The organism is Luteolibacter algae (genome assembly GCF_042683045.1).
GTDB classification, from domain to species: Bacteria; Verrucomicrobiota; Verrucomicrobiia; order Verrucomicrobiales; family Akkermansiaceae; genus Luteolibacter; species Luteolibacter algae.
The window spans coordinates 58,835-72,381 of record NZ_JBHUIT010000031.1 but is presented as its reverse complement, the minus strand read 5'-3'; the positions used below and the strand labels follow the sequence as shown (position 1 = coordinate 72,381).

The following is a 13,547-nucleotide window of genomic DNA, read 5'->3' as shown; positions in this document are numbered from 1 at the left end:
CCCATTACGAATGCAAGCTTCAGACAAAATTCTTATTACCGGCGCGGCTGGTATGATCGGCAGCGCACTTGTGTGGGAGCTGAACCGCAGGGGCTTCTCAAACATTATTATCACCGATGTGCTCGGGACCGATGAAAAATGGAAGAACCTGGTCCCTCTGCAGTATGAAGATTACCTGGGTGCCGCACAACTGCTCGAACAGCTGGGAAGCGACAAGTTATCCGATGTGAAATGGGTTTTCCACCTCGGCGCATGTTCCGCTACGACCGAGAAAAACGCGGACTATTTGATCGAAAACAACTATCAATACACCCAGCGTCTGGCGGAGTGGGCGCTCGAAGGAAACAGACGATTTGTCTACGCCTCTTCCGCAGCGACCTATGGTGATGGCGAAATGGGAATGGACGACTCCCACGAAGATCTGGAGAAATACCGCCCTCTCAACATGTATGGCTACTCGAAGCATCTCTTCGATCTTCATGCGAAACGACGCGGGTGGCTCGATAAGATCGTCGGATTGAAATATTTCAATATTTTCGGCCCCAATGAGGATCATAAAGGTGACATGCGCAGCGTAGTCCACAAGGCCAGCAGCCAGATCCGGGATACCGGTAAAGTGCAGCTTTTCAAAAGCTATCACCCGGACTATCCGGATGGCGGCCAGAAGCGGGATTTCGTATATGTCAAAGATGCAGTGACAATGACACTCCATCTCGCTGCGAATCCGGATGCTGCGGGCCTTTTCAACATAGGCACGGGCAAGGCATCAACCTGGATCGAGTTGGTCACGCCCATCTTCCAGACTCTGGGCAAACCGGTGGAGATCGAGTTCATCGACATGCCGGATGTCCTCAAAGGGAAATACCAGTATTATACCTGCGCGGATACAGCGCACCTCATGGCAACCGGTTGGCAGGGCCCTATGCATTCCCTGGAAGAGGCCGTCGGCGACTATGTGAAAAATTATCTCGTTCCCGGCACCCGTTTGGGAGAAAAAAACGGACACTGATGACACCGACTTTCAAAGACTCCGCGCAGGAACTTGCCAAGGTGCTCGAAGCATCTCTGGCCATTGGTCCCGCCGTGGAACATGCTGGGGAAGCAATTGTGCAAGCCATTCTCGCAGGGAAAAAACTCCTTACTTGCGGGAATGGAGGTAGTGCGGCAGACGCCCTCCACCTCGCCGAAGAACTTGTCGGCCGTTATTCGGTGGAACGCAGAGCCCTGCCCGCGCTCTGTTTGAATGCCGATGCCACCGCAATCACCTGTATTTGCAATGATTACGGATATGAACACGTTTTTTCCCGCGGAGTTGAAGCCTTGGGCAAACCGGGGGACGTCTTGGTTGGCTTTACCACAAGTGGCAACAGCGCGAACGTAATCGCGGCTTTCAAGGCTGCCGAACAACGAGGGATGATCACGATATTACTTGCGGGAAAAGACGGCGGCGCGGCGCGTGGCACCTGCGATCATGAGATCATCGTGCCAAGCGGAAACACCGCACGCATTCAGGAAGTGCACACTCTGGTGCTGCACCAGTGGTTGGAAGCAATCGATATAACCCCCTGGCCGGAGACACTGCCATGACCAGCAGGGAGTTATTGGAGAAGTTTCCCTCGCTTAGGATCCTTGTAGTGGGTGATCTCATGCTGGATCACTATATTTGGGGAGACGTGCATCGCATATCACCCGAGGCTCCTGTGCCGGTAGTGCAGGCAATACGTGAGACACATACGGCTGGCGGAGCAGCGAATGTTGCCCTGAATCTCGCCTCGCTCGGGGTCGGTGTCTCAATCTGTGGTTCTTTCGGCGAGGATGAGGCAGGCGGAAAACTCCGCCGCCTACTTGAAGAAAAAGGTGTTGATGCAGGGGGATGTCTCAAGCTCAAGGAGCTATCCACCATGGTGAAGACCCGGGTGGTAGTGCGCACACAACAACTTTGCAGAATTGATCGAGAGGCGCCAAGATCCGCGTATGCGATTGACGGGGCGACTGGCTTTTCCGAATTGATCGGGAAACTTATCGTTGGCTGTGATGCGATAATCCTTTCCGACTACGCTAAGGGCGTCGTCACCCAGGAACTGATCGACAAATGTTTCACCTTGGCGGCGGAACATGGCAAGCTTCTGGCAGTCGATCCCAAACCCGCGCGGATGTTAAAATTCAGAGGTGCCGGTCTGATGACTCCGAACCGTCACGAGGCGTTGGAGCTCGCAGGACTTCCGGAACCATCGATAGGAGAAAAATATCCTTTGGAGGAGGTTTGCCGGAATATTCATGCGGAATACAGCCCGCGGTTGCTGGTGGTGACGCTTGGAGCCGATGGTATGGTGGTCTCAAAGAACGGGAGTGTCATAGAAGTTTTACCCACGAGCGCCCGGGAAGTATACGATGTTTCCGGTGCCGGAGACACGGTGATCGCCACGCTCACCGCCTCACTCGCCGCCGGTGCCAGTGCGGTAGATTCGGCAAAGTTTGCAAACCTTGCCGCAGGTGTGGTTGTTTCCAAAGTCGGCACGGCAACCGTCAGCCCCACGGAGATCCATGAGTTCACTTAGCCAAGACATACCCCCTTCACGAGAACCGCTTCATATCCTGTCCTGCGCAATCGGTTACAGCCCGGACAGAATCCAGGAGTTTCTGAAATCTTTCATCCGGCATACAGAGCATGCCGAAATGACGCTTTTCATTCACAAAAAACACGCGGATGACTATGAATCGATTAATCATCCCCGAATCACCTTTCGGGCGGTGGATCATCGGATACCGAAGAAGCAGCACATCGAAGAAATCATTCCCGATTTTTTCCTGACTCTTCTCGGACTGAGAAATAAGACAGATGCACGATTCTATCCAGTGATGTGCGGGCGGCATTTCTATTATGCGGAGTATTTGAAGAAGGAAGTTTTCCAGGAAGGCAAGTGCCCTACGGTGATGCTCACCGATTCCAGAGACGTGGTTTTCCAGCGCGATCCCGAGCCGCTCGCCGAGGGTGTGGACGTGGAGTTTGCTCTGGAAGACAGCCTGATCCGTGATGAAAAGAAGAACCGCAAATGGATCGCCGGGCTTTTCGGAGATGAGGTGGCCTCGGAACTGGAGCAATACCCGGTATCATGCGCTGGCACGACTTTGGCGCGCGGCCCGGTCATGCTAGATTATCTAGCCAAGATGACGGGAACGCTTCTAAGGAATCGACCACTTGTCTGCCGTAGAACGTGCTATGATCAAGGTTCCCACAACCAGATCGTCCGCAAAGGCAATCTCCCGAACCCAACCTACAACGACCCTTTCAGCGAAAGGATTGCAACTCTTGCTGTAACAGAGGACCTCAAGGTAAACTTTGAAGGAGACAAAATCCTAATCAACGGTAAAGCGCCGGCGGTGATCCACCAATGGGATCGCCACCCGGAACTAGCGGAATTCGTCACTCGCACCTACGCTTAGAAAGCGATTCACCACCCACTTCGCACTTCGCTACTGCCTATAGCGAAGAGAGTTTCTGAATCAAGAGTCATTCCGAAAGCCCCTGTGAGCTAAGCGGTTGCAAAGCTGGACTGCGCTCTTTTCCAAGAGCTGTGAAGCTGCACCCAAGGGATGCTTTTTTCTCCAAAGACGGCGGCTTTGAATGACTGTCCCGGGCTTGAGACGCGCATTTGCATCGTGACGCTCCTCAATAAGTGAAGAAAGTTGCGGGAAAGTGCCGTATTCCTCGAGAATCAGGCGGCGTGCTTCCCGGATGGCCGGGAGACGCCTGTTATATTCATTGTCACGGATAGTCCTACGTATCGTTTCCAGCGTTTCTCCGTAGCGGGTGATATCCACGGGGACGAAGCTTTCTTCCGGAAAATAGTCGGCCGCATTCGGGCATCCACAGTAGAAAGGCAGACAGTAAGCGAGGAATGGATCGGAGAGTTTTTCGGTCCAATGGTGGCGGGAAATGTGGTTCTCGATGGAGAGGTGGTAACGAAAATTGTCAAGTGCATCAGCCTTGTCTTCAATTGGCCGCACGCCATGGCCGAAAATTTCGAGTTCCGGCAGGTCGGCTTTCAGCTGTTGGGTAAAATCGTAGCGATTCTGGTGCAGTGTGTGGCGCATCTGCTTGCTGGAGCAGACTGTGGAAATATCTTCTCCCTTTTCCCAGGGGGAGGTGGAGTCGAGACTGTCCCACGTGCCTCGTTCGCTCTGCATGCCGTAATACCAGATATGCCCGATTTGCCGGTAAATCGCACCGGGATGCCGGATCGCCCATGGCTCTTGGCTGGTGAGAATGTAGCCGAACTGATGGAGAAAACCCTGCCCGTAGATCTTAATCGAAGAAGGTTCGGCAGTGAGCAACATCGTCTGACTCGGGGAGCATCCCAACGGCTCTTCCCAGAGTAACTTACTGCTACCGGGGCGGCGTGGAAAATCATCGTAGACCACAAGCCAATCATACTCGGAGCATTCCTGCTCAAAGATAAAATCGCATCGACCCCACGAAGGCTTTCGCGTTGGAAACCTCCTCAGCCAGTTATCGTAGTTTCCATTTGAAGGTTGATTTCTCGTCAGAAATTTCACCCGGATTCGTGTCTGATTATCGCTCTCGAACATGATCAAAAACCCCTCAGACGTTTATTCAAACTGCGGAATCGATTCCCTAGGTCCGCGGCGGCGAAGCGAATCCGCTGGACGATGCAACGTAGGGCGAAGCCCGTTCTACCGCGGACTTCGATGGATTTCTGGACATGCTCGTCACTTGCCTCGGTATGTATATTTGCGGCTGCGCGTTGTCCGATGTCCGAAAAGGTAGAAAAGTGGCCAATGAGACTGGGAAAAACGCACCGCACATTGAAGGTCGGGCGGAGGTTCCGGGCGAACCAGCGGTCGATGGCACGGTGACGTGAAATCCATTTCCAGACATCTTCTTGCTCCGGTAAACGTTCAAGTATCCAATCATAGGCTTCGTCTTTGACGATGTAGGCGAAGGCACCGATACATCCCTGGGTCTCATAGAGTGCTCGTGCCCCTTCCAATTCCCCGAGCAAATGGCATGGCCCGATCACTTCCGACGAACCGAGGTAGAGAATTTGCCAATCGTCTCCTTGCGAGTGCATCGCATTGAAAACCCGTTTTTCCAAGGTCTCAGGATCATTTCCGAGATTCACATCGTCTTCGAAAACGAGCACACTTTTCCAGCCGTTTTTCTTAGCGGTGCGTATTGCATTGCGATGCGATAGAGTGCAGCCCGCGCGGCCGCCCCAGGCCTTGTCGCGTTTCCGGCCACGGAACCACGGGAGCTTGCCGTAGCTGGAGAGCAGTGAGCCATCGACGGCGGGGATGCGCTCCCAGCCGCTGAAAGAAGGAATCTCCGCCGCTTGACTCGCGAAACGCTCCAAACGTTCCGGCCGGTGGACAAGGTTGATTACGACCACACCATCTACCAATTTGGCGGGCGCGGAGTCTACTGTTGAGTCGGTCATTTCAATGCGGAAAGCATGCCTACCGAGTGCTTGGGCAGCCAGTCAGAAATGATAGTCACAGCGCGGTGGGCAAAAGTGTGCTCGTTCATTACCCGTCTATGGCCGGCCTCTGAGATGGCCTGCGCTTTTTCTGGATCAGCGATCATTTCCTCCACAAGGCTCTTAAGTTCTTCGAGGGAATGGTAGACAAGGATTTCTTCCCCCGGGATAAAACACTCTGCGAGTTGAGGCACATCCGGGTAAGTTCCCAGCCCACCAGCACAAGGAATCTCGAACGCACGAAGATTTAGCCCATGCACCGTATTTCCTTCCTGAAGTACATTGAGACTCACCAAATATTTCTTATAAATGCGGCTCAATGCATCGGAAGAAAGCCTCCTGTTTCTCCACGGCCTCAACCACGAGGTGCTGTGGGGACCGAAGGTTTCCAGCCCCCCACCGATCTTCCGGTATCTCTCGAAAATCTCATTGCGCGAGGGTGTGCAGTTTCCCGCGAAAGCCAATGCCGCGATCCGTGATCTCGCATGTATCGGAGCGTATCTGTACTTATCAGGATTCGCGGCAAGCGGAAGAATCCTCAGTTTGCACGAGGTCCCTTGATAAATATCCATAAGCAAATCCGATGCAGCAGTATCAAAATTATAGACCCCGTCAAAAAGAGGTCGCAAAGCAGGGGGAAACCTGTCGAAACGATCACAAAGCCAACCAACGATGGGTGTTCTCCCGTCCGTGGCCTCCCGGAACATGGAATGAGCCTGTTCCGGAAGCCCTGGAAAATTGAGAACCAGAATCAGATCCGGACCAAATTCGCGGAGGCTCGCCGCAATGCGCCGACAAACGGCATCATTCTCCAACAGACGGGTTTTGGTCCGCACCTGCGAAATTCTTTCGATAAGGTGATTTGAACGAAGTGATGAGGCTTTCACCTCGCATCCGAGCTGCCTGAAACCTGATTGGATGTCTTCGTGCCACGAATTAATACCGCGTCCCTTATAGATCAGAAAGATCCTCGGGCTAGGCATTGCGCTGGCGGACTTTGGAGACATGGACGGATTATTCGAAGATAACGATCTGGAGGCGAGCCAAGATTGGTTGAATAGGCCTAATTAGTTCGTCGTTTATCCATCCGTCTCCCGACATCATCAGAATGTGTAACCGCCTGTTGCAGGATTATTCTCTGACTTCCGGTTTACGAAATATATCGGGCAATGACTGCCATTCGTTATACTGCCAGATGGGCAAATTTTCCACCACCTCGTGTTCTCTCCTAAATGGCGCTTATTCCGGGAAGATTTTGTTGCGCTCTGAAGATGCACTCTCAGCATCGGATGATTTCAGGAATCTGAAGAGATCCGAGTTTGTCGAAAGGACCAGGGTCGATTGTTTTCCTACCGTTTCGCGATAGGTTTCCATGGTTTTGATAAATTCGTAGAGTTCTGCCGCCTTCGGATTTTGTCCGTAGGCACGCGCATAGATCTGCGATGCTTTGGCATCCGCGCGACCTTTGATGGTATGCACTTCCTTGTAGGCCTTGGAGGAGATTTCGTTCAGATCCCGTTCCTTATCGCCCAAGATTCTTGCAGCCTCCCCTTCCCCTTCGGAGCGGAATTTTGAAGCAATTTGCTGACGTTCTGAAATCATCCGCTCGTAAATTTTTTCGACCACCGTCGGGTTGTAGTTGATCCTTTTGAAGCGCACGTCAAGGAGCTGGATGCCGAAGGGAGCGAGCTTTGCTTTGGCTGCCTTCATGATCTCCGACTCGATGGCCGAGCGCCCTTTCCGGATTTTCGGAAGAACACCGATGTTTCCGGATTGTCCGTCGGTTAGTTCCTCCATCGTTTCATCGATGGTTGGCGTCCGATCCTTATCCGTGCGGACAATTTCGATAAGATCGTGTTTCGCGATGGCATTTCGCGTCTCCGAGCCAAGTATATCCTCCAGGCGTGAGATCGCAGAGCGTTCATTGCGTAGCCTACGGAAGTATTCCAAAGGATCGGTTATTTTCCAGCGGCCGAACGTATCTACCGAGATGTAGAGTTTGTCCTTCGTGGGCATCTCGTTGCGCATCCCGTCCCATGGCAGGATGTTTTTCGGGATGCGGTTGATTTCAGTGATAAAGGGCGTTTTGAAATGAAGGCCGGGCTCGATGACCGGATCCCCCTTGGGATCTCCGAACTGAGTGAGTATCACCTGCTCTGTGGGTGAAATGGTGTAGGAACAAAGTTTGAAAACGAGGATTAAGGCACCGAAGCCTAAGAGGATGAGCAATGTGAGGGGGCGTTTCATGATGATAAATTCAGATGATAAGAAAAATGCTACCAGATCAGTTGCCGCCAAGGTTCAGGAGAGGAAGCAACCCTTTGGTTTCTTCATCAATGATGACAGTTTTCCCCAATTTCGGGAGGATCTCAGACATCGTTTCCAGGTAAAGGCGTTTGCGGGTGATTTCCGGTGCGGCTGTATATTCGGTTAGTAGTGCCTCGAAGGAAGCGACATCGCCTTCCGCCTCATTGACACGTTTCGTCGCGTAACCTTCGGCCGCGGAGATCATGCGATCGGCTTCACCGCGTGCTCGCGGAACTTCCTTATTGTATTCACCATTCGCTCGGTTGATGGCGCTTTCGCGTTCCTGCTGGGCTTGGTTGACTTCATTGAACGATGACTGAACACGACGTGGAGGATCGACGTTTTTTAACTGCACCTGATCGATTCTCAGACCCATCGCATACGAGATTGTCGCAGCCTGGAGCTTGTCTGATGCGGTATTTTCGATTTCCTGACGTCCTACGGTGATCACTTCATCGACCGTCCGGTCTCCGACGATTTCCCGCATAATGCTCTCCGTGAGATAACGCAAGGTGGCATCCGGGTTGCGGACCTCGAAAAGATACTGTTGGGGATCGTCGATCCGGTATTGCACCACCCACTCGACGAGAGCAGCGTTCAAGTCTCCCGTGACCATCGATTTTTCCAGCTCCTGCTCGCCTGGGTCCGAGTATTGCCAGGGATTGTCACCGCCGGCTGTGCCGAATCCGAATTCTTGTTTGAGCTGACGCTTGACCTCTACAATGCGGACCTCATCGATGCCGTAGGGAAGCTTGAAATGGAGGCCCGGATTTGTGGTATTGATCGGTTTTCCAAAGCGTAAGACTACTGCCTGCGCATCTGCGGAAACCGTGTAGAAACTGGAAGATACCCCGACGATTACGACAATTGCCAGGACGGCGAGACGGATGACTGCAAAATTGATATTCTTGGTTTGAGACATGGGAGGAGGACGTTGCGGGGAGGTATAGCCGGGTGCGATGCACCATACCAGAAAACTCGGTCAGAGTTTCCACGTCAGTTTCCTCATCCTCAGTCCAAAGGGAGAATTTTGTCTAAAATCCGCTGGATGCCTTCCTCAGCTTGTTGGGATTGCGGATGAATGGAACGGGCTTTGAGATACCATGTTAGCGCGGAGCCGGTCTGCTCCTGCGAGCGATTTTCAAATTGTTTCGCCTTGTCCAAAGCGAGGGTAAAATCAGCGACCTTCGGGGCAAGCAACTCCAGCTCCCGACCTAGTTTCGGATCATCGGGAAACTGCTCGCGGATTTCCGCCAGCTGCTCCCACGCGCTATAGTTCTGCCCAATCCTGGAAAACTCCCCTGCCTTTCCAAGCGCCGCCTCGATCGTGCGGAGGTTTTCAATGATTTGTTTGAATGCGTCCTCGCGTGAGGCATCGCCCTGTATCGCGGGAGCAAACTCATACTGGCGCTTTGCAATTTCGCGATAATTCCCCTCTGAAAGCAATCGGTCGAAATCGTTCCTAGCGCTGACGACACCGCCGGAATTCGCCACCAGATTCCGAAACTCGGTGAGCTTGGGATTGGTCGGCCAGATCCCGGTAGCGTCTTTGATTTTCCCGGCCGCCTTCTCGGACTCCCGGGATAGGAGGTAGGATTTGGCTTCTTCTATCGCGAGGTCCGATGCCAGCGTGGATGCGGCGATCATCGAGTCCACCTTGGAAGCGGGGAAATCTTTTGCCGCATTTTTCAGGTTTTGGGCGAGCTCCTTTGCCCGGCTATAATCGCGTGCTTGAAGCGTCCCGTAGAGCTCATGAAGATCCCTGACATAGAGTGCGATCTTGCGTTTCTTCTCAAGTGGCAGAGTGGATACAGGCTCGAGGTATTCTCCAAGTGCATAGGCTTCCATCAAGCGCTGCGAGGCAGAATGCAATTCCTCGTGCGAGAGCAATAGATCGAAGGCTTCCATGTATTTGGTGACTTCTCGGATCACTTCATTGGAAAGCGAATCCAACGAGGAAACCGTCGGCGAGACTCCGAGCGACTCACTGAAAAGTTTGGAAACATCCGAGTTTTTATCGATGTGCAAAGTGGCATCCCCGTCTTGCCATATCTGGTTATAGAAACGCGATGCCATCACCACGTGCTCATATCTGCGCTGGATGAACCATTGGACCATGGTTACCTGATATTGGGCCTTTGTCCGGAGCGTTTGTGCCTCTGTGCGGACAACGTTCTGTTTTCTCAGCAGCTCGATTTCCGCAATTCTGCGGAGCGTTTCCGCATATTTCAAAGAGCTCACACCGGAGCCCGGCGTGGGGCTCGTCTGATCCGGAGGGGAAGGCGCACCTTCACCTTCGCCAATCGGACGACTCTTGCCCAGCGGAGCCGAGCGATCCGTGCGGGCATCCCAATCCGCCTCGCGAATAATCGCTTGTTTTTCGTCTTCGATTGATTTGTTCAGCTGCTTCAGCGAGCGGACATCCCGTTTTGAGAGCATCGAAAGATAGATCGATTCCGCGAGGGAGCTACACAGATTGGCATCGGCCGGATAAGAAGATGCCCGGGGCAGCAGTTTGAATGCGGCATAAAGATCAGGCCCACCGTCATGATATGGCGAGATGGTTTTCAGTATATCCGCGATCGTATCGCGGTATTCTTCCGCTTCCGCACCGTCTTCGGGAGGCTGGTTCAAATACTTTTCAAACCGCGCTTTGAGTAGGCGGTTATCCCCCAAAGGAATGGTCACACCGCCCACAGTAATTGTCTCAGCAGCCGGATCCAGCATGGGAATCTCCTCGCCGAACAAAGAAGAGCCTTTGGCTTTTTCCGGGGGAGGGCCGCTATCCTGAGGCGGCTGTTGCACCTCGGCATCCTGTGCAGGAGGCGTGTAGACCTGGGCCCCGGCAGAGGCGGTCAGGAGAATCGCAAAGAATGTGGATTTCATTGATCTGGAGCCCGCAGGCTTCGGGGTTTTCTGACTATAAAAAAAGGGGTTAGAGGCGGCTGACATCCGTAGCAACGGGAATCCCGCCTTTTTCGAATTCGATTTTGAACGCGTAACGTTGCTCTCTTTCAATATTGAGCTTGTTGAATTTTTCTGGAATTTTGACAGGGATCACCTCGTCACCTGCGGAAGATTTCACGCGGAGGCTGATGACCTGCCCGTCGGTCGGCGTCCACCGGAGCTTTTCATCAATCTTCCCTTCGATCATATACTCGTTCCCACTGAGGCTATTGCCGTTTTCCAAAAGCTCTTCGACGGAAAGCGGAGTGACGTCTGCAAAGGCTTCGGATTTTTTTGTGAGAAGGAGTTTTCCTCCAAAAACAATTGCGATCACGGCAACTGCAATGCCGACGATAAGAGCTGGGTGGATGCTGGAGCTAGCGCGTCTGGCCATAATAGGTTTTTACGAGATGTATCCTCACACCATGGCGGAAATCCTCTCAGATTAAAGGATTTTTCAAAAATCTTGAGATCCTCCCTGAATGCTCACTCCCATTGCGGCCGACTGGTGCCCACCCATGCCAGCACGAGCGCAACGACGATATGGACATACAGTGTGAAAAGGCAGGACTCCTGGGCGGACAGGGAGGTATCAATCACTGACTTTACCGCACCATGAACCTGGGATTGAAGAGCCTCCACGGACCCGGACCATGCCCAATAAGCGGATATGAACGGACGAGTAAAAGCCTCGATATGTTCCGGCAAAGCAAGGACCGCACCGGATAATGGCAGCTGGAAGCCCACCAAATATATCGAAAGCAGCGAGGCCTGCTCCGCAGTGCGCATCAGCGAGGAAATTGCCAGGCAGATCGCCGTCATGGACGCATTGATAAGCAGAAGAAAGCTCGCATGCTCGACAAACTCCCCACGGAAAGTGCCGAAAAAATTCACGAATAATGCCATCCAAAGTGATTGGGCGATCACCAGGCACGCGAGGAAAGCGACTTTGGATGACAAATAGGCAAGAGGCCGGAGCCCCGCGAATTTTTCTTTCTCATAGATCGGGCGTTCTCCGGCGATCTCCCGTGCCGAGTTGTTTGATCCCATCAGCGCCAACAACACCACCTGAAACATGATGATCCCGGAAATCGCGGATCCCACCTTTGCCTGATCCGCCCGCACAGACTGCTGTTCCTGGATTTCCTCATAAACGCTGTCCTGCATCCTATCCGAATATCTGCGGATATTGCCGGAAGCTTTATCACTGAAAAGCGTCACCAAAACCGGGAAACACAGCAGAATTGCCAGTTGTAGAAATACCTGTCCGCGGTCGCGAAAGAATATCCGCCAGCGTCTGGAGAGCAATGTGGCAAACTGCGAGAAAAAGCCTGGCAGATCTGTCGCCCGGTCCGGAACATCAGTCCCGGCGGGGTATGATTTTACGGAAAGCTCACCACGTTCGATCCGTGACCGCCGCTCTTCGACAAGCATTGCGTAATAGGAATCCTTGTGCTTCAGCCATGAGGCCTGCCAGCGCTCCGGTGCCTGATTTGCCAATCTGGGATAAATTTCCTCGCTATCTTTTACAGAGAAATAGTGGGTGAGCTTCTCCGGCGGCCCGTGATATGCCACCCGGCCTTCATGCAGCACTAAAATGGAATCATAGAGTTCCAGATGGGCGAGCGAGTGGGTGACAGACATCACGATCCGCCCTTCCTTCCGGGAGATATCATGAAGCAGATGGACGATTTCCCGCTCGGAGCGGGGATCCAACCCAGAGGTAACTTCATCGCAGAGTAGAATTTTCGGATTGGAGACCAACTCCATGGCCAAGCCCAGTCTCCGCTTCTGTCCGCCAGAAAGAACCTTCACCGGGCGATCGCTGATGGCGGCCAAACCTGTTTCCTCCAGAACTTTGTCGATGCGATCGTCCAGCTCTTCGGTGCTATCATATTTTACCCGCAATCGAGTCGCAGCCTCCACTGACTCATCCACGGTAAGTGGATCATAGGCGATGGAAAACTGCGGCACATATCCCATTTCCGACGGTGAAAAATCCCCCTCCTGCGAGAGGTTCCGGCCTTCCCACAGCAATGCGCCGGCAGATTCCGGATTCAGCCCGGCAATCGTCTTCAAGAGGGTGGTTTTTCCACAACCGGAGGGCCCGACGATTGCCATAAAGTGCCCTTTGGGAATATCCAGCGAGACATGATCCACGAGATTTATACTCTCGCCGCTCTTCTTGATGGTGAAACAAACGTCTTGTAGCTCTAGCACAGGAAAAATTCGGGTTAAGTATTTGGCAACGGTTCGTGGATGTTCCGTCTTTCGCTATTCCGGAAAAGACCCGGAGATACGACCCTTAAGGTTCAAGCGGGACGATACGAATAGCGGATGGTTTGCTATTGTTGATTTCGCCTAGCAACGTGCCCGCGCCGGACTTGTTTTGATTCTCCTCGATCCCCTCTGGATCCAGCGCGTTACGTAAAGCACCTTCAACCAGCTGGCCGCAATGAATTTTCATAGGTGGCAAGGTCCCAAGATCACCCGCAAGATCCTGGGCACTGAGACTTCTCGCCTCTTCCGCAGTCTTCCCTTTCAAAAGCTGCGTTGCGATCGATGCCACCGCGATAGCCGTCTGGCATCCGAAGGCCTGGAATGAAGCTCGGTCGATGACCTTCTTGCCGTCTTTTTCCGAGAACTTCAGCCACATTCTCATCATATCTCCGCAATCCGGAGAGCCTACGGTGCCCACGCTGTCAGCATCCGGCATTTCGCCCTGGTTCTGTGGAGCCGCTAGTGCCTCTTCGATCTTCTGTTCAAAATTGCTCATGCGCCAAGCTTGCCTCGCAA

13 protein-coding genes are annotated in these 13,547 nt (G+C 53.0%); 4 read left to right on the top strand and 9 right to left on the bottom strand.

Features of this window, described 5'->3' with window-relative positions; genetic code table 11:
* The first annotated feature begins 10 nt into the window (after positions 1–10).
* The 4 genes from rfaD to ACFSSA_RS12615 are packed head-to-tail and all read left to right on the top strand — an operon-like array spanning position 11 to position 3,444.
* Complete coding sequence (gene rfaD, locus ACFSSA_RS12630) at positions 11–1,009, top strand: ADP-glyceromanno-heptose 6-epimerase (RefSeq protein WP_386820840.1); 999 nt, start codon at positions 11–13, stop codon at positions 1,007–1,009.
* Complete coding sequence (locus ACFSSA_RS12625; RefSeq protein ID WP_386820839.1) at positions 1,009–1,587, top strand: D-sedoheptulose-7-phosphate isomerase; 579 nt, start codon at positions 1,009–1,011, stop codon at positions 1,585–1,587. The genes rfaD and ACFSSA_RS12625 overlap by 1 nt, the downstream gene beginning before the upstream one ends.
* Positions 1,584–2,558 carry a bifunctional heptose 7-phosphate kinase/heptose 1-phosphate adenyltransferase gene (locus ACFSSA_RS12620; RefSeq protein WP_386820838.1) on the top strand — a complete coding sequence of 325 codons (975 nt, stop codon included), beginning with the start codon at positions 1,584–1,586 and terminating at the stop codon, positions 2,556–2,558. Before ACFSSA_RS12625 ends, ACFSSA_RS12620 begins: the two co-directional genes overlap by 4 nt.
* Entirely contained in the window at positions 2,545–3,444 is a 900-nt protein-coding gene (locus tag ACFSSA_RS12615; RefSeq protein ID WP_386820836.1) for a hypothetical protein, read from the top strand. The genes ACFSSA_RS12620 and ACFSSA_RS12615 overlap by 14 nt, the downstream gene beginning before the upstream one ends.
* A gap of 60 nt (positions 3,445–3,504) precedes the next feature.
* Here ACFSSA_RS12615 and ACFSSA_RS12610 read toward each other — a convergent pair whose 3' ends face one another.
* The 9 genes from ACFSSA_RS12610 to ACFSSA_RS12570 form a co-directional block, all read right to left on the bottom strand.
* Complete coding sequence (locus ACFSSA_RS12610) at positions 3,505–4,590, bottom strand: glycosyltransferase family 10 domain-containing protein (RefSeq protein ID WP_386820834.1); 1,086 nt, start codon at positions 4,588–4,590, stop codon at positions 3,505–3,507.
* A gap of 2 nt (positions 4,591–4,592) precedes the next feature.
* On the bottom strand, positions 4,593–5,459 hold the full coding sequence (locus ACFSSA_RS12605; RefSeq protein WP_386820833.1) for a glycosyltransferase family 25 protein: 867 nt from the start codon (positions 5,457–5,459) through the stop codon (positions 4,593–4,595).
* Positions 5,456–6,505 (bottom strand): CgeB family protein, encoded by a 1,050-nt coding sequence (locus ACFSSA_RS12600; RefSeq protein WP_386820831.1) that lies wholly within the window; start codon positions 6,503–6,505, stop codon positions 5,456–5,458. Before ACFSSA_RS12600 ends, ACFSSA_RS12605 begins: the two co-directional genes overlap by 4 nt.
* Positions 6,506–6,737: 232 nt before the next feature.
* On the bottom strand, positions 6,738–7,745 hold the full coding sequence (hflC, locus tag ACFSSA_RS12595) for a protease modulator HflC (protein WP_386820829.1): 1,008 nt from the start codon (positions 7,743–7,745) through the stop codon (positions 6,738–6,740).
* 37 nt (positions 7,746–7,782) lie between these two features.
* The gene (hflK, locus tag ACFSSA_RS12590) at positions 7,783–8,727 is read right to left on the bottom strand and encodes an FtsH protease activity modulator HflK (RefSeq protein ID WP_386820828.1); all 945 of its coding nucleotides are present in this window, start codon (positions 8,725–8,727) and stop codon (positions 7,783–7,785) included.
* An 89-nt stretch (positions 8,728–8,816) separates the two neighbouring features.
* Positions 8,817–10,691 carry a hypothetical protein gene (locus ACFSSA_RS12585; RefSeq protein ID WP_386820826.1) on the bottom strand — a complete coding sequence of 625 codons (1,875 nt, stop codon included), beginning with the start codon at positions 10,689–10,691 and terminating at the stop codon, positions 8,817–8,819.
* Between the two features lie 49 nt (positions 10,692–10,740).
* Positions 10,741–11,145: a hypothetical protein gene (locus tag ACFSSA_RS12580; protein ID WP_386820825.1), complete on the bottom strand. Its 405-nt coding sequence runs from the start codon at positions 11,143–11,145 to the stop codon at positions 10,741–10,743.
* A gap of 92 nt (positions 11,146–11,237) precedes the next feature.
* Entirely contained in the window at positions 11,238–12,971 is a 1,734-nt protein-coding gene (locus ACFSSA_RS12575) for an ATP-binding cassette domain-containing protein (RefSeq protein ID WP_386820824.1), read from the bottom strand.
* 85 nt (positions 12,972–13,056) lie between these two features.
* The gene (locus ACFSSA_RS12570; RefSeq protein ID WP_386820823.1) at positions 13,057–13,527 is read right to left on the bottom strand and encodes an iron-sulfur cluster assembly scaffold protein; all 471 of its coding nucleotides are present in this window, start codon (positions 13,525–13,527) and stop codon (positions 13,057–13,059) included.
* Positions 13,528–13,547: the final 20 nt, after the last annotated feature.